Genomic DNA, 26,160 nt, shown 5'->3' on the forward strand with positions numbered 1-26,160 from the left:
TACTAATCATGGCCAAGGGCAATTCAGATTTGGGAGAGCAGGCGCTCAGCAAGGCTGTCGAAATGGGGCTATCTACCCAGCTCGACTCAGTGGAAAGCCTGGAAGCCGAAATTCGCACCAACCCAGGGGCGTTGTTGCAGGGGGAAGTGGAGTCGGCAGATATTCAGGGGCAGGGTTTGGTCATCAAGGGTGACCTGCGCACCGAAGAACTGAGGGTGCAAACCGACGGTATGGCCATTGACCCGATCAAAGCGGCCTTTGGCAACATTGAGCTAACCCGCCCCACCAATGCCGCAATGGCCGCCAAGCTAACCGAGGCTGACATTGAGCGGGCCTGCAATTCTGATTACATTCAGCAAAAGCTGCAAAATCTGGAGGTGAAACTGGACGATCGCCCAGTGCAGATGAAAATTCAGCAGGTTCAGGTTTCGCTACCTGGCGAAGGACGAGTGGCGATCGCAACCGACATTCTGAAGCTGGATTCGGGGGAACAGCAGCACGTCGCCTTTAGCGCGGTCCCCGCCGTCGACGCCCAGGGCTACCAGCTGATGCTCAACGATGTGCAGATGGAACCAAACAACACATCGGAACCCCTCACCCAAAGCCTGCTCGCGGCAGCGAATGACCTGCTCGACCTGCGCCAGTTTAGCCTCAGCGGTATGACCTTTCAGGTCGAGCGCATTGACGTGCAGAAAGAGCACATGACCCTGCAAGCCAAGGCCCATTTGAAAACGTTTCCCGGTGGTTAAGGGGGCGTTGGTTTTTGGTAGATGGGTGGACGGGTAGGCGAGTAGGCGGGGTTCCCTGAGCGGGTTCGTTCGCGCTAGCGTCTCCCGTAGGGGGAAATGGGGTGAGTAGAGCAACCGCAGTATGCATAGAGAGGGTGCTGCGGTTGAAATTTTGTGTCGTGCAGGTGGCTATTTCAATGCCCTGGCTGGCTCAGTGGTCGTTTATGATCAGGGGTTTAACCCGTTAAACTGCCATGCAAACCCAAGATCGTCCCCTAGCGGCCTCCGGTGCCAGCCTGACTTACCCCAGCCGCAGCGCCAGCGTCAGCCGCACGACTGGCGAAACCGATGTACAGGTGAGCCTAAATTTAGACGGTACCGGACAGTGCAGCGCCAAAACGGGCATTCCCTTTTTGGATCACATGCTGCACCAGATTGCTTCCCACGGATTGATCGACCTGGAGGTAGCGGCTACGGGGGATATTGAGATTGACGACCACCACACCAATGAGGATGTGGGCATTACCTTAGGGATGGCGCTGCACCAAGCTTTGGGCGATCGCAAGGGCATTACCCGGTTTGGCCATTTCGTTGCCCCCCTTGACGAATCGCTGGTGCAGGTGGCGCTCGACTTTTCGGGCCGCCCCCACCTCAGTTATGGGCTAGAGATTCCGACCCAGCGGGTGGGCACCTACGACACCCAGCTGGTGCGCGAATTTTTTGTTGCCGTGGTCAACCACAGCCAAATGACCCTGCACATTCGCCAGCTCGACGGCATTAACTCACACCACATCATCGAGGCTACCTTCAAAGCTTTTGCCCGAGCTATGCGCATGGCTACCGAGGTCGACCCTCGGCGGGCGCATTTGATTCCTAGCTCCAAGGGGGTAATCTAGCTACCCCAAAATTAACTCGAAAAGTTAAACCCTACAGCGGCAAATCTCCCAACCACCGCTTCCAGGCGCACTGGAAACCAGCTTTTTAAAGAATCTGCCTAGCAGCGGAGTCGTTGTCTACAAATAAACAAGAGGCGCAGCTGGTGCTACGCCTCTTATCGGTTGGGCCTCTTGTTACTTGGTGAGGGTTTGCTGGGGCAGGGTGCCGTGGGTCTAAGCCGCTTCCATCCAGTCATAGATTTGCTCTAGTTGCTCTAGGGTCACTAAACCGTACTGCCAAAGAATCATGGGCAATGGCCCAGGGTCTTGCTCGCTATGCTTTAGGGCAACCTGGATAGAGGCTGCCGAAATAGCTAAATCGTCCTGTAAAAACCGGATCAAACTCGGTTGAACACTAACCGTCATCAAGTCTCACCTCCTTAGGGGCGCTAGGGCACATAGATATTGCTCACGATTTTACACAAGGATGCCTCGGTGACAACATTAATTTCGCGCAGGTTTGAACAAACTTTTGTCACACCCACACGCACAGGCTGACAGCACAATCTTCAAGCATTCTCCCTGCAATTTAGAAAATGGGGGCTTGGGCAAGGCGGTACCGATGCCTACGACTTGAGGGGCGGCTCAGTAGTGGTTTTCGGTGATCGCAATAAAAGATACCCAAGTTTGGCTAAAAATTTCGGGTAACGCTTCATGGAACGTTGGAACCCTTAACATTTGATCAAAAATTGATGTTGCTGAACTGAAGCATAAATTTGGGTAGGGTCTAGGCGCAGCCAAACCGAAGGCTTTACGGCCGTTTACTCCTGCAAAGGACGTTGCAGTTTTAATTCGTACCTGATCCCAGCAACGCCAACGATTTTTGCGTTGTAAAGGCAGGGCTTTGCCCCCAGCTTTTTGGCCTAATCAGAATCGGATAGAGGGCTAACAATATTGAAGAGGGCCGCGTAATCATCGTCGGCAAATCCGGCCTCGACCGCTTGGTCAACGAGCTGTCGCACACTCTCGGCGGGCAGGGCCTGCAGCCCGGCGGCCTCGGCGGCGGCTACAAACAGGCTCATATCCTTCAGCAAGTGCTTGGTAGGGAAGTTGGGGTCGGCGAACTGCCGGGTCTGCATGCGGTGCAGCTTTTTGTCGAAGGTGGGGGCGTAGAGGGCGCTCTGGCGCACCACCGCCATAAAGGTATCGACATCGATGCCAGCGGCCTGAACCAGCCCCAGACTTTGAGCGAAGGCGGCAGTGAGGGAACCAATTAGCTGGTTCATGGCGAGCTTGAGCGTGGCAGCACTGCCCACCGGCCCGACGTGGTAGATGGTGCTGCCCAGGCAGGCCAGCAGGGGCTGCCAGCGCTGGTAAGCCTCAGTTTCGGCCCCCACCATAATGATGAGTTTGCCGTTTTTAGCTTCGGGAATGCTGCCCAGCACCGGTGCCTCTAGGTAGGTGCCTGCTACCTCGGCTACGCTCTGGCCCAGGGCCTGACTTTCGGCGGGGCCAATGGTGCCCATTTGAATGATGGCGCAGGTGCTCAGGGGGGACGGGCGGGACGCCTCGTAATCTTGCAGACCCATGTCGTCGAGGAGCGATCGCACCGCATCGCCATTGGTCACCATAAGAATCACGGCCTCTACCGCCTCTGCCAGGGTGCGGGGGCTGGGGCAGACCGTAACCCCTGCTAGCTCTAGGGGCTTCAGCCGCTCCGGGCTGCGGTTGTACACCCATACGCGGTGGCCTGCCGACAGCAGTCTGAGAGCCATCGGTGACCCCATCAACCCAGTGCCAATTACGCCAATTTTCACCCGTTGTGTTCTCCCTCGTGGTTAGTTGAGCCGTGCTGTGCTAGCCGATTTCGGTCATGGTGGGCGGCTGGCGGTGGTCGGTGGTTGTGCTCTGGCCACTACCCTGGGCTGGACTTTGGGCCGGGCCGGGGGAATGCAGGGGGTGATACTGCCCCCACACTACCTCGGCGTTGCCAGTAACGCCGATCCATTCGGCTAGGAACTGGCGTAACCAGTGCTCCACGGCTGGGCTGTAAAGGCGGTGCTGGCTAATATGGTGGGTTCGCGCCTGGGCCCCTGGGCTGGTGAGATGGTCGGCTCCTTCGGTCGTCCAATGGTTAACTATGGCGGCGGTAGTTTCGGGATGAAACTGGAGACCGTAGGCCCGCCGTCCGTAGCGAAAGGCCTGGTGCGGAAACAGAGAGCCTGTGGCCAGCAGCTGACTGCCCACAGGCAGATTAAACCCCTCCCGGTGCCACTGATAGACCACCAGCGGACCGGGCAAGATTTCTTGACCAGCTGGGGTAGGCACAATGGGATAGTAGCCAATTTCGCGCTGGCCCGTTGGGTGAGACACTACCGATGCCCCCAGGGTGCGGGCCAACAGCTGTGCTCCCAGGCAAATGCCCAGGTAGGGTTTGTCTGAGGCCAGCGCGATCGCAATCCAGTCGAGTTCTTGACGAATGAAGTCTAGGTGGTCGTCGTTGGCACTCATAGGGCCGCCAAAGACCACGACGGCACTATGGCCCTCTAGGGTGGCGGGCAGTGACTGCCCCAGGGCTGGGCAGCGCACGTCGAGGGTAAACCCCAGGGCTTGCAGTACATCCCCCACCCGGCCCGGGTTAGAGGTGGACTGGTGAACAACAATCAAAACGGGTAGGCTAGCACTCACAACGCTTAGCAGTTCTCCTCTAGGCCAAGCCCAGCTTGGGGTTTAGGGTTTTCCTATCGGCTAAACTCCACACGTGGACTTGAATTTGGTTTAGCAAGGCACCGCCAATACACAGAGCGGCAACCTCATCGAGCCGACATGCCTATTACTGTATCGCTTCGGCCCGTCAAGCGGGGCTGAGCCGCCCCTACAGCTGGCGCTCGACCTGCACCATGCGGCGGTACGATAACCAACCAGCCACTACCATAGCCACGGCAAACAGACCCAGAAAGCGCACGTGAGGGCCAACCTCGGCCAGGGTGCTGCCCTCCACGACGACGCCGGAGAGAGCTTCGATCATGTGGTAGATGGGATTGAACTGAGTAAGCTGGGCCAGGGAGTCGGGGAAAAACGCCGTGGGCAAAAAGGTGCCCCCCAAAATCATCAGCGGAATGCCAAAGGCGGCAATCAGGGCGTTGACATCTTCAGTGCGGCGGGCGAGTTGGGTGCCCAGCACAAACCCCACCCCCACGTAGGCGGCAATGCTGAGCAGCACAATCAGCAGGTTGGCCAGCGGGTTGCCGCCCAGACTGGCCCCGTAGAAGAGGGCGATCGCGTAGACCAGCGCCATCTGCCCCAGCCCAATCGCCCCGTAGGCCAAACAAATGCCCAAAAAATACGACACCCCACTTAGGGGCGAGAGAAACAGGCGCTTCAGCGTCTTTTGCTCGCGCTCAGACACGACTGTGGCTACGCTGCCCCCCAGTCCGCTAAAGAATAGCGCTGCCCCGACCAGGGTGGAGGGAGCCGCCTGGGTATAGGCCTCGGCCAGGGAAATTTGCAGCCGCTCCTGCAGGATCAGGCTGTTGAGGATGAGCAGCAGCACCGGAAAAATAGCCCAAAAAATCAGGCTCCGTCGCCGCCGCCCCAGCTCAACCAAGATGCGCTGGGCAACCGCTAGGGTCTCTCGCACGTATTTCATCAAGATGAGTAGACTGTAAAGGCAACTTAATACTACAGTCTTTAACAGGTTTCACGTGGGATCCAACCTCCTCTGGCCGGGAGCCCTGGATGCCCCTCCCCTGGCCGCGAAGCTGTGTTACCGTAATGCCCAAGTCGCTCTCCACACACCCTCGGAAGTACTTCCTAGGCGAGTTTGACCTAAGCAACGCTAAAACCCCAGATGAGTCAATCCTTAGAGGGGCTATTTGCCCAAACCCTGGCCCGTCGTAACGTCCTCAAGCTCTTTGGTGTAGGAGGTATTGCGGCTCTGCTGAGCTATTCGCGCCTCAGCAAGCCCCAGCCCACAGTGTTTCAGCGCGATCGCCTGGAGTTGCCCGCTCAGGTGGGGCGATCGACCTCGGCCATTATTGTGGGTGGCGGGCTGGCGGGGCTGGCGACGGCCTACGAGCTGAGCCAGCGCGGGGTGGCGGTTACGCTGTTAGAGCGATCGCCCCAGCTAGGCGGCAAAATTGCCAGCTGGCCCATCCAGGTGGGCGACGATCACTTCATGATGGAGCACGGCTTCCACGGCTTTTTTCCGCAGTACTACAACCTGTTTAGCCTGGTCGACGAGCTCAGCATTCAGCAAAATTTCAAATCCCTCGACTACTATTCGCTGGTCTACAAAAACCACTACGACCCCGAAGTGTTTCGCCCCAGCAACTCGGCATTTCCGTGGAACATCGTCGATCTGGCCATTTCGTCGTCGAACCGACTGGAGTGGGGCATCAACCTGACGCACCTCAAGCACCTCCAGGTGTTTCGAGAAATTACCGGCTTCCGCAACCCCCAGACCTACCAGCGCCTCGACAACCTGTCGGTGACCGAGTGGGTGGGCAACGACTTTCCCCGCGGGCTGTACGACCTCTACTTTTTGCCCTTCGCCAAGTCGAGTCTCAATGCCCCCGACGTGCTCAGCGCCGGGGAGCTAATGCAGTTCTTTCATTTCTACTTCTTTGGCAACCCCGAGGGGCTGGCTTTTAACGGCACCTGCCAGGATATGGGGCGATCGCTGGTTGACCCCATGGTGGCGGCGATCAAAGCCAATGGTGGTCAGGTGCTGACGGGGGTGACCGTGAGCCAGGTCAACTGGCAGGGCGGCAAAGTGGCCGGGGTCACCTACCAGAATGGCAGCGTTGCGGTTAACCCGGTGCCCTTTTGGGTCGAGCGCAACCCGCTGCTGAGTTCAGAGACAATGGAATACTTTGGGGCCGGAGACAGCGTTTACTCGGTGGCACCGGGGGCTAAAACAGCGCTGTCGCTGACCTGCACCCACCAGGGCTGTAGTGTGCAGCGCCAGGTTACTACCACAGCAGACGGCTACCTCTGCCCCTGCCACGGGGCCGCCTACGCCAGTGATGGTGCCGTGCTGGCTGGTCCAGCGCGGGAAAATCTGACGGCGTTTAAAGTGCTGCAGCGGCAGGGCGATCGCATCCAGCTAGTGGCCACTGACGCCAACGCCGAGGCCAATGTGGCCCACGACCTGACCGCCGACTACTACGTGATGGCCGCCGATATCCCCGGTATTAAGGCCCTATTTGCCCTCTCGGAGGGCGAGGTAGAACCGACCCTGGTGGCCCAGGTGGACGAGCTGCGAGTGGCCGACCCCTTTGCCGTGGCCCGCTTTTGGTTCGATCGCGACTTCGACTGGCAGCACAGCTGGTTTACCTCGCTTTCGGGCTACCAGCTCACCGACAGCATTACCCTCTACCACCGCATTCAAGACGACTATATTGCCTGGAGCGATCGCACCGGGGGCAGCGTCGTCGAGCTACACGCTTACTGCTACAAAGAAAAAGACTTTCCCACCCAGGCCGATATTCTCAGCACCTTTGAGGCCGAGCTGTACGAAGTTGTGCCCGAGCTGAAGGGTGCGACCGTGCTGCACCGGCAGTTAGTCAACCAAAAGAACTTTGCGGGTTTTCCCCCCGGCAGCTTTGCCAACCGGCCCCAAACCACTACCGCCGCCGCCAACCTGCTGTTTGCGGGCGACTGGGTACGGATGCCCTTTCCCTGCGGGCTAATGGAGCGGGCGGTGAGCAGTGGTCTGCTGGCGGCCAACGCGATTTTGCAGCGCGAAGGGGTGCAGCGCCGCCCCATTCTCTCGGTCAACCCCGAAGGGGTGCTAAAAATTTAGGGAGCATTCCCGGCATCGGTAGATTGTCTTCAGCCATAGGGCAGGTGTGAGATGGACGGATTAGAGAGCGCAGCGGTCACAACCCTTGAACAGCCTGATTTGGGCGGCGGTCAAGATTCCTCAGTCCCAGAAACGAGGCTGGCCCCCAAACGATCTTTGCGCGAGCTGGGCATCAACCTCAACCACTGGTACGTGGTGGCCCAGAGTGAGGAGCTGAAGGATAAACCCCTGGCGGTCACTCTGTGGCACCAGCCGATCGCGCTGTACCGCGATCGCGCGGGCACCGCGATCGCCGTCGAAGATCGCTGCCCCCACCGCCAGGTCAAGCTCAGCGAGGGCACCGTGGCGGGCGACAACCTGGTCTGTGCCTACCACGGCTGGCAGTTCGGCCCCGACGGCAGCTGCGCCCACGTGCCCTACCTCGAACCCCAGCAAAAGCTGCCCACCTGCACCCTGCGGCAGTACCCCGTGCAAGAACGGGACGGCTTTATCTGGATCTTCCCCGGCGAAGTGGCTGTGGCCGGGCAGGTTTTGCCCTTGGCTGTACCCGAGTGGGAGCACCTCAACTTCATCGGCTCAGTGGCCACCATCGACGTGCAGGCCCACTACTCATTCTTAATTGAGAATTTGATGGACATGTACCACGGCCACCTGCACGGCGGTGCCCAGGTGTGGGCTAACCCAGTGCTGGCCGGGCTAGAGGCCGACGAGGCCCATGTCCACGCCCACTACGACGCCGAGAGCTACTACCGCATCGACAAAATCTGGTCGGCGTCTCAGCTGATCATTCCATCCCTGCGTAAGCTGCACCCCGAGCCGCTCGATGTCTACTACCACTACCCCCACTGGAAGTCGACCCTGGGCGATGACTTTAAAATCTACTGCCTGTTTTGTCCGGTTAGCGAAACCCACACCCGCGCCTACCTGCTGCACTTTACCTCCCTGGAACGGTTTCCGAGGCTGCATAAAACCCCGCTAGCGGTGCGGCGGTTTGTAAAGCGATCGTTTACCAACTCGGCCAGCTTTGTGCTGCGGCGACTGGTGCGCGAAGACGTGCTGATGCTAGAGCAAGAACAGCAGGCCTTTGAGCAACACCCCACCTACCGAGGCCCAGAGCTGAACCGGGCGCTGACGGCGGTGCAGCAGCTGATTCGTCAGCAGGCGGAGGTGTAGGTGTAGATGGGTGGATGGGTGGATGGGTGGACGGTCCCTGAGCGGAGTCGAAGGGGATGAGTGGATGGTTCCTGAGCGGAGTCGAAGGTGGTCCCTGAGCGAAGTCGAAGGGTTGACGGTCCCTGAGCGAAGTTGTTCGCGCTAGCGTCTCCCATAGGGAGAAAGGGGATAGGTGAGTTTCAGGTTCAAGAGGTGAGGGGTAAGATCTACGGCAGAACCTGACACCTAAAACCCGGCACCTGATACCTTAAACCTGATAGCTGATTCCCTATCCCCTAACCTCCTTCTCCAATGGCTTCCCCCGATATCCTGGCGCTCGATTTTGACGGTGTGGTCTGCGACGGGCTGCGGGAGTATTTTCAAACCGCCTGGCGGGCCTATACCGATGTGTTTGAGCCGAGTGCAGGGGCACCGCCGGAGGGGTTGGCCGAGCGATTTTACCCCCTGCGCCCGGTGGTAGAAACGGGCTGGGAGATGCCGCTGGTGCTCTACGGGCTGATGACGGGTATTGCTGACCAGGAGATTTTGGAGCGCTGGTCTGAGATTGTGCCGCAGCTGCTAGAGCAGGGGAAGGTAGAACCTCAGGCCCTGGGGCAGGCGGTCGATAGCGTGCGCGATCGCTGGATTCATACCAACATTGACGACTGGCTCAGCTACCAGCGGTTTTACCCCGGCGTGGTCGACCGTTTGCAGCAGGCGATCGCAGATGGGGTTGAGCTGGTAATAATTTCTACCAAAGAAGGGCGATTTATTCAGCAATTACTGATCCAGGGGGGCATTGCGCTGCCTGGCGATGGACCGTTGGGGCCGGAGCCGGGCGACCGTATTTTGGGCAAAGAGGTCAAGCGTCCCAAGTACGAAACTCTGCGGCTGATCAAATCTTCTCAGGCTGGGCAAACCATTTGGTTTGTAGAAGACCGGCTCAAGGCTTTGCAGGCGGTTCAGCGCCAGCCAGACCTGGGCGATGTAGGATTGTTTTTGGCCGACTGGGGCTACAATACGGCGGCCGATCGGGCGATGGCGACCCAGGGCATTAGTCGGCTAACTCTGCCTCAGTTTTGCGGTTCCTTTGCAAACTGGCCGTTAAAAACCGAGTAGTGTGAGCCTCAATCATGTAACATACGCTTCACCGTAGATTTACGTAATCTTGACCGCGCTGCCCATTGCTTAAATTGTTCGTGACGCTACCAACCAAAATTTTCCGGATAAATGCGCCAGCGCCAGAATCAGGGATAGAAGCTGGTGCCCATTGTTAAAGCTTTGGTTAACGTCGATGGCCCAGCCCTGAAGCCATGCTGTTTGCCCCTGTGTTGCCATGACTGACCTATTTGTTCCCCCGTCTAAAACTCCCGCCGCACCAGGGCCCGTGATCTCTGACAACCTAGCTTTCGGTCATCTCGATGCCGGTGGTTCAGATACCAGTGAGGCTGAGGATAGTCCTCCGGCAGCACCCTCTAGTGTTGTGGGATCAAGCGGTTCAGTTAAACAGGCCAGCGCTGCTGGGGATACCGTCGGTAGCGCTGCGTATTCTAGTTTGGGCGCAACGGCGCTGTCCGCTGGGGCCACGCTGGCCCCAGTGAGCCAGTCTTCAACCATCGTCACCGTAGACAACGTCTTTTTCTACGGGCGCTCGGCGGGCAGCCCAAGACTGTACCAGGTGAATTTGGCGGAGGGCAGCCTGAGGGCCGTGAGCGAACCCGTAGACCTCTTCTCGACGGCGCTCGACGGACTGTTTACGGCCACACCAGGGGGCCTGGGCGGGCGAGGCACAGCCAGCACCTCGCCCTCCTCGCGCACGTTTGCCCTGGTAGAGGGCACCAGCGGCAAAAACTTTTTGATTGGTACCGCCGCCGACAACGCCCTCCTGGGCTTTGGTGGCGACGACCTGATTTTGACCGGCAGGGGCCACAATCTCGCCTTTGGCGGCTCCGGCAACGATACCCTGGTGGGTGGAGTGGGCAACAACGGCCTGTTTGGGGGTAACGGCGACGATGCGATCGAGGGTGGGGTCGGTGACGACCTGCTGGTCGGCGGCGCAGGCAACGACATTCTCTACGGTGGGGGTGGGGCCAATACGCTGGTGGGCGGAGCGGGGGCCGATGTCTTTCGGCTCAATAGCCCAGGGGCTTACGACCCGCTGGTGGGTGGCGGCACCGACACCGACACCATCCTCGACTTCAATGCGGCCGAGGGCGATCGCCTCGACCTTAGCCTGATTGCCTCCCAGCCCCTGTTTGCGGGTGGCGACCTGCTGCCCTTCTTGAACATTGTGCAGGTAGGGGCCGATACCCACGTGCAGATCACCACGCCCCTGGGTCAGGTTTCTACCGAGGCTATTTTGTTGGGGGTTCAGGCCGATACGATTACCCCCGCCAGCGTTACCTTTACGCCGCCCACGGGGGTGCCCCTGCTCAAGTAAGCCGCCTCAGCTTATAGTGCTGGTCGGCTAGTTGAGGCCGTCATCAGGCACCTCAGCCCAGGCTGGGAGACTAGCTGGAGCGCAACCGCCACTCTAGGTATGCCGCTGTTGTTCTGTCCTAACCCAGGTGGCAATCGCTGTAGCCCCACTTTCCGGTAGCATCAGGGCTGAAGCAATGCAGGCAAAGACTTATGATCGAGGCCCAGCTGCAACCGTTGGCCACCGCCTTAGCCGGAGAGTTTGACAATCGTTCCCAGTCCCTGGCCGACCCGGCCTGGTATTTGCACCTGCGGCTGTGGCTGCGGCCCCTGCCTAAGCCCATCTTTGACGAGGGCTACGGCTTTTTCATCGAGCAGATTGGCGTCACCGCTGGCAAGCCGCCCTACCGGCAGCGCATTCTGCACCTGACGACCAAGGAAAACGGCCTCTGGGGTCAGTACTACGCCCTGCCCGACCCAGGTGCCTACCTGGGTGGTGCTACCCAACCTGAGCGCCTGGCCAGTCTTAGCCGTCAGGAGTTGATCGACCTGCCTACCTGTGGGCTTGCCATTGAGCGCCAGCCCGACGGACAGACCTACAGCGCTCGGCTGCCGGGCGATAGTCTGTGCACCTTTACCGCCAATGGCGTTACCTCCTACGTGCGGCTGGCCTTTGACATTGGTCCCGAGTCGTCGGCCCCCGGTAGCCCGCTGGTGTTCAAAATGAACGATCGCGGCATTGATCCTGAGACCGGCAAAACCACCTGGGGGCCGAAGATGGGGCCGTTTTGTCTGGTGAAGCAAAGCGCCTTTGCCCTACCGGCGTGAGGCGCTGATAAAGGGGGCTTTTTCTCCGCTTGCAGCGCGGCTATCGGTGTTACCCTAAAGCGATGCCTGAGGCTCTGTGGCCTTGTCGCAGGCGAGTTCGCGCAGCGTTTTTGGGAAAATTGCCCCTTTATCGCTAGACTCACCGGCTGCACCCTCTTTTAACCCCGCCCCTTCTGACACCCGTATGGAGATCGATATCCTCATTCTGACTGTGTACTTCATCTGTATAGGCTACGTGGTCTATCAGATGGCGCTGTCCATTGAGGAGGAGTTAGAAGACCAGGTGGTGCTGGTGCCCGATGCCGTCAGCCTGGAGAGCGCAGTGCGATCGCAGATGGTGCGTCAGGGGTTTGACGAAACTTCTGCTGAGGTGCTGGCTGGGGTCGAGCCTTTGGGTAAAGCCGTCTCGCTGCGGCTGGTGCTGCCCGAACCCCGCAGCCTTGCCCCCCCTGAAGACCAGCCCGAGACGCCCCAAATTGGGCAAATTGTGATGCAGGTGCTGCCCCAGGGGCCGCATCCGCTGCAGCCCATCATGGGTCTGACGGTGCAGGTCGTCAACCAAAGCAGTGCCCTTCAGGTGATCATCGACTGGGATCGCAGCTCCATCAGCCGCATGACCAACGAAATTCGCCGGGTGATTCGCCAGACCCCCGGCATGCGCCTCGACCTGGCCCTGCCCCAGGTGGCCAGCGTGGTCAACCCCAACCAGTACCTCAGCACCGTTGTCACCAGCGAAGACTGCTTTGGCCGCAGCGCCGATACCCAGGTGCTGCAGCAGGCCGCCCCGGTGATAGACGTACCGAAAATGGTCAACCTCAAAGCGCCCCTGCGCAACTACGCCCTCGACCTGGTAGTGCAGCTCAAGCCCTTCAGCGATCGCGGCGGTCGGCCCGTCATGCTGCTGCTGCCCTTTCGTTTCGCCATTCAGCCGCTGCCTGCCAAGGCCGCCATTCCCCTGGTGAACTGGATTTTGAAGCGCTAGCGAGGGCGCTTGGGGACGGCCATTGGGGCCACAATCTTAGTTGAACCGCGATCTGCAATGTGTTTAGGTGAACAGTATGAGCCCGTCCCCCTTGAGGTTATTTGTCGACGCTCAGTTCATGAGCCCCTACGCCATGTCGGTGTTTGTGGCTCTCCACGAGAAAGCGTTGCCCCATGAACTAATCGGCGTCGATCTCGCGGCTCAGGAAAACCGCCAGGCCGATTATCAACGGCGTTCCCTCACGGGTCGAGTGCCCATGCTGGAGCATGGTAGTTTTTCCCTATCCGAATCCTCAGCAATTGTGGAGTATTTGGAGGACGTTTTTCCGCCGCCGAACCATGCTGCTCTCTATCCGCAGCAGCCTGGCGATCGGGCCAGGGCGCGACAGGTTCAGGCCTGGCTACGCAGCGATTTACTGCCCCTGCGCGACGAGCGCCCCACAACCGTCATCTTTCAACAGCCCTGCGATACGCCTCTGTCGGATAGCGCCCGCATTGCCGTCGAGCACCTTTTTGAGGCCGCAACGGCCCTGCTTCAAGACTACCACCTGTCGCTTTTTAGCCAGTGGTGTATTGCTGATACCGATTTGGCGCTGATGCTCAATCGCCTGGTCGCCAATGGCGATGAGGTACCCGATCGGCTGGTACAGTATGTTCAGCACCAGTGGCAACGGTCATCGGTGCTTGCTTGGGTAGGGCAAAGTGCAGCGGTGGCCAGTTCGCTTAGGATATAGGTGACTGTCATTGGCGAAAACTTAGGTAGCGAATGGGCATCTAGCCATCGCTCCAGAACCTTTGAAACGTCCTAACTATGCTGGCAATGGCTATGGACCGCAGCCTAATAATTGACCTGAGCTTGAAATGGATCCTTCTCCTCAACCCAAAATGTCTCTAAGGAACCGTTAATGGCTACCCGCCTCTGGAGCTTTCTCACCGCTGACATCTGCGATCTGGCTCCGCCGGAGGGGGCCAAGGGCACTGTGGATGCCGCCGATGCCGTGTTGGGTCTAGCCAAAGTATTTGCAGAAGAAGGCCCCAATCTCCAAAAACTAGCGCCATTGGTGAACCAGCTTGACTCACTGCTGGCCGCGCTTAACTCTCCTCTGGGCAAGCTGATTGGGTCAACTCTACCTTTCCTGCCGATTGGCCCCGGACTGCTGCAGGTTTATCTGGAAACTACCCAGAAAGAACTCACTCTGGCGCAGTCTGTTGCTCTAATCAGCCAGGCCGCATATTTGGAGAGCTTTCGAGAATTTGTTAAGCAGCATCCCAAGGTTGAGCAATGGCTGGCGGCTAAGGACGGTACGCCCCAGGCTAAAACGATTACCCTCGAAATGAAAGCCCTGGGCATCTTTGAGCTGAGCGATCAGGATGCTCGCCTGGCCACGCATCACTTTCAGCAGTCGGCCCTGGCTGCGGCGTTTAACAGCGCCCTGAGGGCACGACTGGTGCAGCTTGGCATTAACGACCTCAAAATGGCTAACCGAATTGTCGAAGTGATTGCTAAAAACACCAGTCGACACATGAAGAAGACGATCGCCGATGCCGAAAATTCTCTCAACTTCAGGGTTGACTAGGCTTACTGATCGTACTTGCGATCGTATTGCAGGTTCAATCAAGTAGTAGCTAAAGGGGAAGTGCCAGCGATAACACCCCCCATCATAAATTGCGGCTACTTACTCACGACTCATTAACTCGTTGGCCATACTCCAGCTTAATCAGCTGATCGGCAAGGTAAAAATAGCGATCGTCATGGCTAATCACTAGGACAGTTTTGCCGCGCTGCTTTAGCTCCAGCAAAATCTGCTTGTAGAATATTTCTCGAAAGGACGGATCTTGATCGGAGGCCCATTCGTCAAAGAGATAAATGGGGCGGTCTTCTAGATAGGCAGTCAGTAAAGCCAGTCGTTTTCGCTGCCCCTGGGACAGGTTCAGCGTTGAAAGCATTCCCTGGCTGACCTCAACTTTGTGTTCAAGCTGAAGTTTCTCTAGGTACTGCTGGGCTTGGGCATCTAGATTATCCATCTGAATGCCGAGCATTCTTTCAAACAGATAAAAATCTGAAAACACGGCAGAGAAAAGCTGGCGATAGGCATTGTTGTCCTGTTCTGTAACGGCACGGCCATCCCAGCGTACCTCTCCGGATTCGGGGGCGTAGAGACCTGCGATGAGCTTGGCCAGGGTCGATTTTCCACTGCCGTTGCCTCCCACAATAAAGACTAGTTCACCGGGTTGAAACGACAAGCTCATTGGGCCGAGGGTAAACTGTCCTGCTCGCTCGGTGTGGTAGGTGTGGGTGATATCGACCAGCTCAATCTGCCGCTGAAATGCGTGCGGAGCCAGCGTTTCTAACGGCAGCCGCTCAGCCTGATGGGCGAGGGATAGTCCCAATTCCTCGATTTTTTTAAGGGCTACGCTACCCCGGCTCAACACTGGCAAAACTGAAATAATGCTTTCGATGGGTCGGGCCAAGTAGGTAATGGTGAGGGCATAGGCCGACAGCACGGGCGTGGTGACAGCGGCAAAGCGCGGCAACCCAAATACCAGCACGCCCAAAATGCCAAAAAACAGCAGTCCGCTGAAGTTCAAGGTAACGGCGGCAATGCTTTCAGCCTGAATTTCATAGTCTCGAAAGGTAGCGGCGGTGGTATGTAAATCCTCATTGAGAAAGGCGTTGCGGCGAGCGGTGTGCAGCTTTAGTTCTTTAATGCCGTCGGTAACGGCGCGAAAGTGCTTAAACAAAAGATCTTGCTGGTTGCGCGCTAGTTTTAGCAGGGCATAGACGTGGTTGAGCATGAGCTGGACGATCGCGATCGCCACCGCAATTACCACCAAAATGGTCAAAAATACCCCGAAGGAGAGCCAGGCCAAATAGCCCAGGCAGCCCAGCACAAGCGCTGCATTGACGCACAGAAAGGGAATGTTGATGACCGTGCTAGAGATCGCTTCAATATCATCCGTCAGCGATGCCAGAAGGCGATTGGCCCCCAGTTCTTCGAGCTGGCGCAGGGGGCAAGCCAAAATCCACTGGCTCAGCTGTAGCCGCATTCTGTAAATAGCCTGCTGCGACAGCCGCGCCAGCAAAATTTGGGAGCCACTGCCCGCGATCAGCGTGAGCACTGCTAACCCCACAAAGCCCAGCAGAAGTTGGTCTGTGTTGTGATCGGGGTTGCTAATGGCGGCGTTAATCGAGGCCAGCATGAGCGCGCTGCCCGCCCCGCTGAGCCCACCAGCGAGAATGGCGATCGCGACCGTTAGCCACGATGACCGAAGCAAAAACGTGATCAGCTGCATTGGTTTTGCTGGAGGTCGTAGGTTTCGGTCACTCCCCGCTGGCAGCCCTGAAATTCATCCCTCAAATGCCGCCGACAAAGCGACCCGGGCTGAGGCGATGGTGGGGGTCAAACTGAGCTTTGATGGCTTTCATAACGCCCAGGGCGTTGCCGCCGTAGCCCCAGACCTCGGCCGACTGCTTTAGGGCGAGGGGGGCCTCAATCAGGGTGAGATAGCCACCGTTGGCGGCGCAGCGCGATCGCAAGGTTTCCACTTCCTCTACCGACGCCTCCGCTAGGCGCAGGGTTCCGAGGCCGCTGCCGGCGTGCAGGCGAGCTAAGCTACCAGAAGCTAGCTGATCGAGCCAGGCTGTAACCTTGGCTGGAGACACCCCCACCTTGGCCACGGTTGCCTGGAATTCTGGGGTTTGGGGTTCTGTGACCTGGGGAAACAAAATATCACGTACCGTAGCCCAAATCTGTTCATCCTCTACGCCCTCCAGCACGATGAGCGAAAGCTCTCCCACCATTTTCGAGAGCGCCCCTACCTGCTCCTCTACCCCCGGCGCAATGGATTGAAATCGGGCCAACAGCGCCAAGGTGTCGCCATAGCCCAGGCGGGCACTTAGGGCGGGCGAGAGGATGTCTAGAGCCACCGGGGTCAGCGACGACAGGCGCAGGGCGGTCACCAGGGATTCCATTTTCCCCGCTGCCCCCGTGACCACCACGGTTTTAGAGGCATCTTGCCTTGGATAAAGGCGAAAGGTGAGCTGAGAAATCACCCCCAGGGTGCCATAGGAGCCAATCAGCAGCTTCATCAGGTCGTAGCCCGCTACATTTTTGACCACTCGCCCGCCCGCCTTGGCCACCTGCCCGTCGTAGCGCACAAAAGAAATGCCAATCAGCATATCTCGCAGGCCACCGTGGCGCTGACGCAGCGAACCAGTATCTGCTGTGGCGACAATGCCGCCCAGAGTGGCCCGGTCAGGGTAGGCCGGGTCGATGGCCAAAAACTGGTTGTGCTGGGCCAGCGTGGGCACTAAATCTGCCAGTTTTGCCCCAGCCTGGGCGGTGAGGGTCATATCGCCCACCGCGTGGTCAATCACCTGGTTGAGCCGGGCGGTGCTGACAATGAGATCAACCCCTGACCCAACGCCGCCCCAGGCCAGCTTGCTGCCGCTGCCGCAGGGTATAACTCGCCAGCGGTGTTTGTTGGCGCAGGCCATCACTGCCGCCAGCTCGGCTTCGGTGGCGGGGCAGACAACGGCTTCGGGGGTTAGGGGTGCGGGTAGATCAAGGGCATCGGGGGAGAAGAGGGCATCGCTGCCCACAACGTGTCCCAAAATCTCAGCAACGTTGGCCATACCCTAGTCAATGCTGATCGGGGTAGGGCCGCTGCCAGGGCTGGCGGGGGGCACATTGGTGCGGGCGGCGCGGAACTCAGCATACAGGCGATCGCGCCACGCAAAGAAGGCTTGATATTCGGGCACGTCCACCAGGCCGGGTACGCCCTTGCCGCCAATGCCGCTGGGCAAATCGACGTACTGGGCACTAGGAAATTTGAGGTACATAGTGGCGGCGGCCACGGCAAAGTCGGCCAGGGTGGGCGAATCGCCCAGTAGGTAGGGGCTGTTTTGCAGCATCAGTACCAGGGCTTCGAGATCCTGACGCAGGCCAGCGGTGGCTACTTTGATATCCTCAGGGCCAAAGCCGACGCCAGTGCCCACCAGGTTCAAAATGTCGCCGGGCAGTGCGCCGACTAGGTCGCGCAGGGGGCCAGGGGTAAAGCTGGGCAGCAGGGCGGTGCGAAAGTTGGGGTGCTGCTTAAAGGCACCGACCATCACAACGCGGGCCTTAGACACGATCGCCTCGTCGGCCCAGCTTTCTAGTGCTAGGCACAGGCCCTTTTGCTTGGGGTCGGTGGGGATCAGGGGGCGATCGRRGWRASMKCTTTCGAGGTGAAGCGCGATCGCGGTCGAGTCGGGAATTACCAACTCACCGTCTTTTAGCACGGGCACCTGGCGCTGGCCCGACATCTGAAACACTTCAACCTGCCCTACACCAGGGGTTACTTCGACTTTGCGGTAGGGCACCTGCTTGTAGTCGAGAATCAGCCGAATCTTTTCGGAGAAAGAGGAGGCTTCAAACTGGTACAGCTCTAGCATGACAATCCTTATTGGCCGGGTTCTGGGGGCGGAGTGGGTACTGCTAAACCCGGTAACACTGTATCGCTATTTGCAGGCGCTGCACAGGCGGAATTAGTCGGTGGCTGGGTGGTGACGGTGACGGTTTCAAACCCAGCGGTGGCAAGCAACTGCCCCACAGTGACCTCGGCACGGCGGTTGGCCTCGGCCAGCAGGCCCTCACTACAGGCAGCTTCTTCTATTTTAATTAGGGCTTCCTGCTGGGCACGCTCTTGCAGCTCGGGGGCCACATCTGGCCCCAGGCCCAAAAAGCCCCGGCTGTAGTCAAACACGTTTGATTTGCTGAGATCAATTTTGCTGTCGAGAATTTTGGGTGGCGGCAGGGTGATCTGAATCGCATCGTCGCCGGTCACCTGCACGTTAGCGGCGGTGAGTTCGGCCAGGTCAACTCCGGCCCGCACCTCGCCGTAGGCAATGTAGAGCAAATTGGTAGAACCAATCACGTAGCCCGCCAGGGTGCGATCGCTCTTGGTTGGCACCACTGCCTCCATGGCAAAAATCGCCGTGGTTAGCTCGCTGGCCCCGCGCAGCTGCTGAACGACGACGGACCGCACATCCACCTGCGGCTCCGCCGGAGCCGGGGTAAGCATAATGCGCACGCCTTCGAGAAAGCGATCGCCCGAGCGCCAAAACCCAACCCCCGCCACAACGCCCACCAGCACCGCGCCACCGAGCAGCGCGTTAAAAACCGTGCGAATGGGCCGAAAGGGCGATCGACGAGGCGGCGGCGGCACGGGCGTGGGGATAGGCCAAGGCTCAGCCGGAACGCTGGGGTCTACAAAGCGCGGCGGCAGCGGGTCGGGCAGTTTGCGATCGGGAGGTGCAGGGCGCATGGGCGGAGAGTAGGTATTAAACGGACAAATGGATGATGTTAAGGAAGGCGAGAAATATAGTTCAAGTGTACTTTCTTTTGCGAGTTATTCTTAGACTTGAGTTTTGGGTAGACAAGATTTAAGGCTGAAAGCGAAGGTTGCGGAGCGGTCTAGCTTGAGCAATGGTTTCAAAATCGCGATCGTTGTGAACTAAAAGTAAATCGTTTTCGATTGCAGATTGAGCAATGCAACAGTCAACTGGGCTGCGAACGGTCAACCCCTGACGGCGTAAATCATAGTAAATACGAGCAGCGGCTTGCCAAGAGGAAGCCGTTAGCTCAACGTAGTCCTGTTCATCGAGATAAGTCGAGAGAATTGTCCACTCTTGCTCATTTAAGCTGCCCTGAAGCAGTTCCAGCTGAGTGAATCGGTTGAGTAAGACCTGGCGAGCGGCAATTAAAGTTTCAAGCTGCTGGCGCACTTGACCGCTGCGATCGCGAAAGACACTAATCCAAACTGATGTATCAATCAGCAGCATGGCGAGTTTCGCGCAGGGCTTTATGGTCAAAATCGGGAGAAAAACGAATTTTCCCTGCTAGGTCGAGCAAGTTCTTCTTACGCCGTGATTTGACAAGTTCCTGCAGGGCAAGACTCAATAACTCTTCCTGGCTGGTGAGCTTTGTGAGCTGCAGCGCTTCCTCAAGCAGTTTTTCGTCGATATTGAGCGTAATTTCCATAGGGAACAGACCTACATGAAAACGATCCAACAGGAAAGCTGCTGCGTCGCCTTCCATCCTAGCCCGACCTAGAAATTCCGACCTGCGGTTAACACAGCGTACAAACCCCAGATCGCCATGGGGCGCATGTAGTGGCAGGCACGGTAGGTCCCCAGGGCGGTAATCGCCTCGGGGGTGCGAAATTGCAGACCGTAAGCGTAGATCTGCTGCACGACGGATTCGGCGATCGCCATGGCCTCTTCCCGCTTGCCCATCTGGGCAAGGAAGGCGGCCAGGCCAAAGTTGATGCCGATCCACACCTCCTGCTGGTGGGTGCTGTCGGGGTCTTCGGGGCTGCCATCGGGCAACACACCATTTGCCGCGCCGATCGCCATTTTCAGCGTCGCGGCGCTAAAGTTGCCCAGCTGTGCTCCCTCAAACTTTTGCTGAGGCGGCCGTTCCTGGCTTTGAACGACCTGGTTAAACTTCACAAAGCAGGCGTCGTAAATAGCATCGAGGGCCGACAGGGTAAATTCGTCCTCAACTAAATCGGCCAGGCCCAGGTGACGCACCATAAACTGGCCGCAGAGCTGGTCGGCCATCACCACATCCGAGCCGCTGCCCGTATCAAGGCGGTAGTAGCGGCCATTCCACAGCTTGGGGTGGTAGGCCTTGAGGCCGTTGTCGAGCCAGCGGCGGTACTGGCTGAGCAAAATTGGGGTGTTGCCGGGGGCCAGACCAGCGGCGGTGAGGATTTCTGCGATCGCGATCGCAGCCTCCATTGCCCCCAGCCACAGCCCGCCGCAGTAGGCGCTAATGCCCTTCAGCTGCCAGTCGTCGAAGGTCTGGTCGGGAGCCCCCTCGTTTTCGGGAATGCCGTCGCCGTCCTTGTCAAACTGCTTGAGGTATTGCAGGGTATCGACCACCGCTGGCCAGCAGTCTTTGAGAAAGGCTACATCTGTCGCCCCAGTGAACTGGTAGGCGCGGTAAACCTGGAGCACAAAGTCGCTGCCCAGGTCTTTCCACAGGTTGCAGTCTTGGTAGCTGGTGTAGTTGGTCTGCGCCCAGGGGTGCTCGTTGGGGGCACCTAGGTCGTGGGGCGTCGCACCTTTCAGCTTGCGCTTCGCCGGAGGCTGCTCTAGCCCCATGGTGACGTAGTAGCCGATGATGCGGGTGCGATCGTCCTGGGCGGGGATGGCGCGAGCAAAGGCGCGCAGCACGGCTTTCTCTAGCTCGGGCCACAGCAGCAGGGTGGCAAAACCGCCGTAGAGGCGCACATCCAGGCTTTCGTACCAGCGGTAGTCGATGCACTCCAGCACCGCAAACTGGCCCACGGGGTCGGCCTCGGTAGCGGCGCTCCACAGGGTGCCGCCGCTGGCCAGGTCGTACAGTTCGTTAAACAGCGCCATTTTGAACCAGTCGGGCAGGTCGAGCCGATCGAGAATCGGCTGCTGCCAGGCGGCGATCGCCTGCTGCCAGGTTTTGTATTCGGTCAGGGCATCGAAGGCGATCGCCCGCGCATTGCGGCCATCGGTGCCAAAGAAATCGGTGTAGCGGCGGTAGTTGTTCACCCCAGTGGCAAATTCTGTCACGGGCAAATCCCATGCCAGGGCAACGGGGATCTGGCGGGTTTCGCCGGGTTGCAGGGTAAAGCGGAGGGCGATCGCACAGCCGATCTGCTCGCCTTCCTCGGCCGGGGACGTATCCAGCAAATTCATCAGCCGACCCAGTTTGGCGAACGAATCCCACAGGTCGCGCCCGTCGCCCGTCGGGTTCCAGCGCAAATCGTAGGAGACCTCTACACCGGGGTCATCCAGCGCGGCGATGCACCACTGGCCATTGCCCTCTTTGGGGTCGCCCTGCCAAGCCCCATTCATTACCAGCGCCTTAAGGCCGTCGGCGTTGATGAATTCGTTGAAGTTGCCTGCACTCTTTCCCAGGGCGGGCACGTAGTCGTAGTAGGGGCTGCCGTCGTCGCGCAGCAGCACCTCCGGAGATTTTTGCGTGTTGGTGAACCAGCCCACCATGTTTTGCCAGCTCACCATCAGGCTCAGGGTGATGGGGGTGGTGGTGGGATTATGGGCCGTCCACTCAAACGCGACGACGGGATAGCTAGCTTCTTTGTAGTTATCGGGCCAGATCGGCGAAATCTGCTCGCAGGTAATTTGGGCGCGAAACACATTCTCGTAGCGGTACCAGCTGCGCGGATACAGCGCGTGGTAGCTGCCCGTAGTGCGAGCCTTGGTCGATGCCGGGTACCACGACCACGACGACAGACTGCCATCCTCGGGTGGCTGGGTGCTGAGAGCGTAGGTCTGGGTTCTGCCGCCCCCCTGCTCCCACAAGCTAAACTGGCATCCCGGAAAGCTGCCGAACACGTGCTCGCCGCCATCTATATGCCAGAGGTTGAAGTCGCCACTGGGCGATCGCCCTACACAGCCAGCCCCCAGCCCGCCCAGGGGTGCTCCGTGGTTGGGGCCATCGTCGAGGTTGCTGGCGTAGCGCACGATGTAGTGGTGCTCCCACGGCTGGCCGAGGGGTCGCTGCCACGCCTGGGACGGAATTTGGGGAAGAGGTAGGGTTTCAGTCATCCCAGAATTTTACCGGAGCGGGTTAATTTATAGAATCTCCCCAAAATTGAACCCGATCACGAATGAGGCCAGCGATCGCAGCTTCATCACCCAACACTTATTAAATTTCGTCGGCAAACCTCAAAATCCTTTGGTACAGCCGATGGCTGATGCGAAAGCCTGCCTGCTCCACCAGCGTATCCATCAACCGCCGCACGCTGGGAATTAGCGCCTTTTTTTTAGCCAGGACAATGATGCCAAAAATACCGATCACCGATAGCTCCAGATCATGGGCAACCTGGCGACCCCGGCGCTCGTTCATCAATAGATCGTCGGCCTTGAGCTGTAAGGCCAGGGCGATCGCGTGGGTTTCGCCCAAATCGAGCTGTTTACCCGGCTGCATAGCCTCAGCGATCGCCAGTTCCGAGGGGGCCTGCACGTGAACCCAGCCAGACGAAAGCACTGCCTGAACACGAGCATTTTTGGCGGTTGCTAAATCGTTAGCCGCGACCTCTGAAATAATGACGGTGCCGTAGATAGATTCCAACAGCCAAAGATAATCAATCAAGGCCAAACTGCCCAAAGACGAGGCGTCGCTTACTAGGATCATAGCCAACCTCGGCTCCACAGGTTTTTCATGTCTTCGTCAAATTCTTGCACGTCGTAGTGAATGCAACCACCGCAATTGCCGACATATTTTTGAAACTCCATCAGGTGCATGTCAGCAATTTGGCTGGCACCCCCCAGCGTGACCTGCTCCTGCTCAAACAGGGCGATCGCAATTTCTCTTAGCCAGTTGGCTCTAGAAAAGGTAGGGTCTTGAGCAATCTCATCTGGAATATTAAGGGCGATTTTCATAGTGGAGAGTTGGCGCAATACTGGTGCTATTTGAAACCGGACTTTTATGGCGTGAATGCAGGTGTTTATCTCTGAAACCTAAGTTTCTTTGGGCTTTTTGTTGGCAAAGCGTTAATGGTCAAATAAATTTGGAATTCATTCAAAAAAACCTGCAACCTTTGATGGTGTGAGCTAAAAAGTGTGGTCACCATACAAGTTCTCGCCGAGGCGAGTTCTGATGACTCCTCTGTCATAGGCCAATAGTGCAGGCTATGTGCTTGTTTTATATGTGTTTTCTCGCCAGATCTATGAAAGCCAACAAATACTTTTATACCCATGCTGCTGCTACAGATATCCTATGACATCACATAAAGATATCCCTCGATGTTTTCCGTGCTCACTTTGGGCAATTGTTTAGGCGCTGTTTCTGGCCTGTCTGCGACGGGAATGCTAGAGAGACTATTCCTTCGAGGTTACCGGTATGTTTACGCAGAACCGCAAGTTTCGTATTGGCGGTTATAAACCGGGTGAAAAGCCAGACAACGTCAAACATCACCAAATCGGTCGGTTTAGGAAGGTGAATCTGCCCCCTCGAGTAGATCTGCGTAAGCATATGACTGAGGTAGAAGCGCAGGTTGGCAACAGCTGCGTAGCCAACGCCTTTGTAGGGGCCTACGAGTATCTGGCCAAGCGCGACCTGGGGGATGCCGCCGACGTTAGTCGCCTGTTTGTGTACTACAACGCGCGATCGCAGACCGGCAGCCACAATGAAGACGGCGGCACTCAGATGTACTGCGCGATCGAAACCCTGATGCAGCACGGTGCCTGTTCCGAAGATCTCTGGCCCAACGACGAAGACCTGATCTTTACTGAACCCGATGCCGATGCCTATGACCACGCCGCCAACTTCAAAATCATTGAGGCCGAGACCATTGACACCGATCTAGACCTCTGGCGGCACACCCTGGCTGAGGGCTACCCCATCGCCTTTGCCCTCAATACCTTTGAGTCGTTTGACGAGGCCACCCGTAATAAAGGCCGGGTGCCTCAGCCCAAGCGCTCCGACAACGTGCGTGAAACTCACGGCTGGCACGCCATGCTGTGCGTGGGCTACTCCGATAAAGACCGCATGTTCATTGTGCGCAATTCCTGGGGGCCGGAGTGGGGCGATCGCGGCTACTGCTACGTTCCCTACGATTACGTCATCCACGACGACTACAACGGTCACGATTCTTGGATCATCAAATCGCTCAGCGACCTAGACTTTAGCACCGAAGTTTGGGAGGACGACGAGTCATTCTTTGCCGACGATAGCTCCCTTTTACTCTACGAGTTCTACATCCACACCGAAGACCCAGAGGGCTTTACAGAGGCACTCGAAGCCCTCTGCCTAAACTACGTTGAAAGCGAGGACGACTACTACTTCGACTACGGGTATGAAGAATCCGAAGGCAGCCCCTACCGGCTAGACATTCTTAACTTTGATCTACCCATCGATGACGCCACCGAATTCATCGAAACCCTTGATGCTCTATGCCAGGACTACGCTGTAGATGATGCCTACAGCTTTAGCTACGGCAATGATTCTGAGGCGGAAGAAACCGAAGAAGACTACTCCGAAGAAGAATCTGAAGCGGAGGAAGACTACTCCGAAGAAGAATTTGAAGCGGAAGAATCTGAGGAAGAAGAACCCGAAGAAGAGGATTATTCTGAGGAAGAGCTTGAGGAAGAAAACGAGGAATCTGAAGCGGAGGAAGATTACTCCGAAGAAGAATAAATAGGGTGAGCTGCGGTGCGTCATTGCCTCACGTGACGCACTCTACAAAAATAGAACTATTCCTGAGCACCCGCGACAAAAAGTTGAGCTGCCGTAAGGTTTAAGTTTGCGAACTGGAGCGATTCTAGCTGCTGATTGCCCGCAAAGGTACCCACAGCTGTGAATCCCTGGCCCTGCTGTGCCAGTACCAGCACCGTCTGGTCTTGAGGGTTAATAATCCAATATTCTGGAATGCCTAAATCTTCATACTGGGCGCGTTTAGCGATGTAGTCGCGCTCCCACTGCAGTTCCCCAGGGCTAACCACCTCGACTACTAGGGTCGGCGGCGGCATCGTCAGGCGAATGGTGTTGCGCTTGGCCAGGAGCTGAATGTGTTCGGGCTGAATTACCGTCAGGTCGGGGTAGCGATTCTTCGGCTCGCCCCTGACCTCAAGCTCTAGGCCGTGACCCCGCACTCGGTCTATTCCTAACAGCAGTGCAAAGATCAGCAGCAAGCGATTGGCAATCTGCACGTTTTGCCCTGACTCTGGCGGCACCTCAATTAACTCTCCATTAAATAGCTCGTAAACGTTCTCTGTGCCGTCGTCATAGGCCAGATAGTCGTCAAAGCTATAGAATCTTGGCCGAGTCTGCACCATAGGACAAACAAATGGAGAACTAACTAGCGCTCAGTATTTGAACGTCTTCTTCAGTCTATCTATAAGCACTAAGCAAATGTCGCTCAACATCTCAAAAATCAAGATTAGCTATCCCTTGTCTTCCTCATCCTCTGCTCCTCAGACCATGCGATAGAATCTAGGCCAGCCTGTGACAAACTATGATTAAGCAAGTCGAGGCAGAAGTGATGCCCTCCCGGTGCTGACCTTCATTGAGCATGCAGTCCGACAGATAAGGAGACGCCAGAGTGAATGGGACAGGCCGAGAAGCGCAACCAGGCCGAAGCACTCACCTTCCAGGCTGAGCGGCTGTTGCGGGAGGTAGCGCTTGATTTTGGTATGCAGTTTGCCCGCGATCGCCGTCGCCGCATCGAAGGGCTGTTACAGGAGCTGCGCGGCTACCTAGAGCAGAACGACCTAGAGCAGAACGACGAACGCGGCATTGACATAGCCCAGGCCAAGCTGCAGGACGAACTCTATGACCTCAACCGTGAGGCCTACCTAGAAGGCGGGATGTAGAATCTAGGC

25 protein-coding genes and 1 pseudogene are annotated in these 26,160 nt (G+C 57.7%); 12 read left to right on the top strand and 14 right to left on the bottom strand.

The window, feature by feature from the left end; translation table 11 throughout:
• The first annotated feature begins 8 nt into the window (after positions 1 to 8).
• Positions 9 to 749 carry a DUF2993 domain-containing protein gene (locus tag IQ265_RS01725; RefSeq protein ID WP_194050474.1) on the top strand — a complete coding sequence of 247 codons (741 nt, stop codon included), beginning with the start codon at positions 9 to 11 and terminating at the stop codon, positions 747 to 749.
• A 233-nt stretch (positions 750 to 982) separates the two neighbouring features.
• A complete protein-coding gene (gene hisB / locus IQ265_RS01730) occupies positions 983 to 1,624 on the top strand; it encodes an imidazoleglycerol-phosphate dehydratase HisB (RefSeq protein ID WP_194050475.1) in 642 nt (213 codons plus the stop codon).
• Between the two features lie 213 nt (positions 1,625 to 1,837).
• On the opposite strand, the gene IQ265_RS01735 is transcribed toward hisB, so the two are convergent.
• The 4 genes from IQ265_RS01735 to IQ265_RS01750 form a co-directional block, all read right to left on the bottom strand.
• Positions 1,838 to 2,029: a DUF2949 domain-containing protein gene (locus IQ265_RS01735; protein WP_106869441.1), complete on the bottom strand. Its 192-nt coding sequence runs from the start codon at positions 2,027 to 2,029 to the stop codon at positions 1,838 to 1,840.
• A gap of 497 nt (positions 2,030 to 2,526) precedes the next feature.
• Positions 2,527 to 3,420, bottom strand: coding sequence for an NAD(P)-dependent oxidoreductase (locus tag IQ265_RS29785; RefSeq protein WP_194050476.1), 894 nt, complete (start codon positions 3,418 to 3,420; stop codon positions 2,527 to 2,529).
• 40 nt (positions 3,421 to 3,460) lie between these two features.
• Positions 3,461 to 4,291 (bottom strand): glutamine amidotransferase, encoded by an 831-nt coding sequence (locus tag IQ265_RS01745; protein ID WP_347404896.1) that lies wholly within the window; start codon positions 4,289 to 4,291, stop codon positions 3,461 to 3,463.
• A 187-nt stretch (positions 4,292 to 4,478) separates the two neighbouring features.
• Positions 4,479 to 5,252, bottom strand: coding sequence for an ABC transporter permease (locus tag IQ265_RS01750; protein WP_194050477.1), 774 nt, complete (start codon positions 5,250 to 5,252; stop codon positions 4,479 to 4,481).
• Between the two features lie 201 nt (positions 5,253 to 5,453).
• Between IQ265_RS01750 and IQ265_RS01755 the strand changes: the two genes are divergently transcribed.
• From IQ265_RS01755 to IQ265_RS01790, 8 genes are all read left to right on the top strand, one after another.
• The gene (locus IQ265_RS01755) at positions 5,454 to 7,409 is read left to right on the top strand and encodes an FAD-dependent oxidoreductase (protein ID WP_194050478.1); all 1,956 of its coding nucleotides are present in this window, start codon (positions 5,454 to 5,456) and stop codon (positions 7,407 to 7,409) included.
• A gap of 51 nt (positions 7,410 to 7,460) precedes the next feature.
• Positions 7,461 to 8,582, top strand: coding sequence for an aromatic ring-hydroxylating dioxygenase subunit alpha (locus tag IQ265_RS01760; RefSeq protein ID WP_194050479.1), 1,122 nt, complete (start codon positions 7,461 to 7,463; stop codon positions 8,580 to 8,582).
• A 291-nt stretch (positions 8,583 to 8,873) separates the two neighbouring features.
• On the top strand, positions 8,874 to 9,680 hold the full coding sequence (locus IQ265_RS01765; RefSeq protein WP_194050480.1) for an HAD family hydrolase: 807 nt from the start codon (positions 8,874 to 8,876) through the stop codon (positions 9,678 to 9,680).
• 217 nt (positions 9,681 to 9,897) lie between these two features.
• Positions 9,898 to 11,001, top strand: a complete 1,104-nt coding sequence (locus tag IQ265_RS01770; protein WP_194050481.1) for a type I secretion C-terminal target domain-containing protein — start codon at positions 9,898 to 9,900, stop codon at positions 10,999 to 11,001.
• A 191-nt stretch (positions 11,002 to 11,192) separates the two neighbouring features.
• Positions 11,193 to 11,807: a chromophore lyase CpcT/CpeT gene (locus tag IQ265_RS01775; protein WP_194050482.1), complete on the top strand. Its 615-nt coding sequence runs from the start codon at positions 11,193 to 11,195 to the stop codon at positions 11,805 to 11,807.
• 184 nt (positions 11,808 to 11,991) lie between these two features.
• Positions 11,992 to 12,789: a hypothetical protein gene (locus tag IQ265_RS01780; protein ID WP_194050483.1), complete on the top strand. Its 798-nt coding sequence runs from the start codon at positions 11,992 to 11,994 to the stop codon at positions 12,787 to 12,789.
• A gap of 76 nt (positions 12,790 to 12,865) precedes the next feature.
• Positions 12,866 to 13,522, top strand: coding sequence for a glutathione transferase (gene yfcF, locus IQ265_RS01785; RefSeq protein ID WP_194050484.1), 657 nt, complete (start codon positions 12,866 to 12,868; stop codon positions 13,520 to 13,522).
• Positions 13,523 to 13,693: 171 nt separating this feature from the next.
• The gene (locus IQ265_RS01790) at positions 13,694 to 14,365 is read left to right on the top strand and encodes a hypothetical protein (RefSeq protein WP_194050485.1); all 672 of its coding nucleotides are present in this window, start codon (positions 13,694 to 13,696) and stop codon (positions 14,363 to 14,365) included.
• A gap of 103 nt (positions 14,366 to 14,468) precedes the next feature.
• Here IQ265_RS01790 and IQ265_RS01795 read toward each other — a convergent pair whose 3' ends face one another.
• The 9 genes and pseudogenes from IQ265_RS01795 to IQ265_RS01835 form a co-directional block, all read right to left on the bottom strand.
• Positions 14,469 to 16,082 carry a cyclic peptide export ABC transporter gene (locus tag IQ265_RS01795; protein ID WP_194050486.1) on the bottom strand — a complete coding sequence of 538 codons (1,614 nt, stop codon included), beginning with the start codon at positions 16,080 to 16,082 and terminating at the stop codon, positions 14,469 to 14,471.
• 61 nt (positions 16,083 to 16,143) lie between these two features.
• Positions 16,144 to 17,424, bottom strand: coding sequence for an FAD-binding oxidoreductase (locus tag IQ265_RS01800; protein ID WP_194050487.1), 1,281 nt, complete (start codon positions 17,422 to 17,424; stop codon positions 16,144 to 16,146).
• Between the two features lie 3 nt (positions 17,425 to 17,427).
• Positions 17,428 to 18,225: pseudogene (locus IQ265_RS01805) on the bottom strand (glutathione S-transferase family protein).
• A gap of 8 nt (positions 18,226 to 18,233) precedes the next feature.
• Positions 18,234 to 19,097, bottom strand: coding sequence for a DUF4230 domain-containing protein (locus tag IQ265_RS01810; protein ID WP_194050488.1), 864 nt, complete (start codon positions 19,095 to 19,097; stop codon positions 18,234 to 18,236).
• Between the two features lie 118 nt (positions 19,098 to 19,215).
• Positions 19,216 to 19,614: a PIN domain nuclease gene (locus IQ265_RS01815; RefSeq protein WP_194050489.1), complete on the bottom strand. Its 399-nt coding sequence runs from the start codon at positions 19,612 to 19,614 to the stop codon at positions 19,216 to 19,218.
• Positions 19,601 to 19,813: a type II toxin-antitoxin system VapB family antitoxin gene (locus IQ265_RS01820; RefSeq protein ID WP_194050630.1), complete on the bottom strand. Its 213-nt coding sequence runs from the start codon at positions 19,811 to 19,813 to the stop codon at positions 19,601 to 19,603. Before IQ265_RS01820 ends, IQ265_RS01815 begins: the two co-directional genes overlap by 14 nt.
• A 68-nt stretch (positions 19,814 to 19,881) precedes the next feature.
• A complete protein-coding gene (locus IQ265_RS01825) occupies positions 19,882 to 22,383 on the bottom strand; it encodes a GH116 family glycosyl hydrolase (RefSeq protein ID WP_194050490.1) in 2,502 nt (833 codons plus the stop codon).
• 100 nt (positions 22,384 to 22,483) lie between these two features.
• Positions 22,484 to 22,972 carry a DUF3368 domain-containing protein gene (locus tag IQ265_RS01830; RefSeq protein WP_194050491.1) on the bottom strand — a complete coding sequence of 163 codons (489 nt, stop codon included), beginning with the start codon at positions 22,970 to 22,972 and terminating at the stop codon, positions 22,484 to 22,486.
• Complete coding sequence (locus IQ265_RS01835; protein WP_194050492.1) at positions 22,969 to 23,220, bottom strand: UPF0175 family protein; 252 nt, start codon at positions 23,218 to 23,220, stop codon at positions 22,969 to 22,971. The genes IQ265_RS01830 and IQ265_RS01835 overlap by 4 nt, the downstream gene beginning before the upstream one ends.
• Positions 23,221 to 23,680: 460 nt before the next feature.
• On the opposite strand from IQ265_RS01835, the gene IQ265_RS01840 reads away from it, so the two are divergent.
• Positions 23,681 to 24,976, top strand: a complete 1,296-nt coding sequence (locus IQ265_RS01840; RefSeq protein WP_194050493.1) for a C1 family peptidase — start codon at positions 23,681 to 23,683, stop codon at positions 24,974 to 24,976.
• Positions 24,977 to 25,032: 56 nt separating this feature from the next.
• Here IQ265_RS01840 and IQ265_RS01845 read toward each other — a convergent pair whose 3' ends face one another.
• Entirely contained in the window at positions 25,033 to 25,614 is a 582-nt protein-coding gene (locus IQ265_RS01845) for a Uma2 family endonuclease (protein ID WP_194050494.1), read from the bottom strand.
• A gap of 270 nt (positions 25,615 to 25,884) precedes the next feature.
• On the opposite strand from IQ265_RS01845, the gene IQ265_RS01850 reads away from it, so the two are divergent.
• Positions 25,885 to 26,151, top strand: a complete 267-nt coding sequence (locus tag IQ265_RS01850; protein ID WP_194050495.1) for a hypothetical protein — start codon at positions 25,885 to 25,887, stop codon at positions 26,149 to 26,151.
• The last annotated feature ends 9 nt before the right edge of the window (positions 26,152 to 26,160 follow it).

Origin of the sequence: Nodosilinea sp. LEGE 06152, assembly GCF_015207525.1 — a bacterium.
GTDB lineage: Bacteria > Cyanobacteriota > Cyanobacteriia > Phormidesmidales > Phormidesmidaceae > Nodosilinea.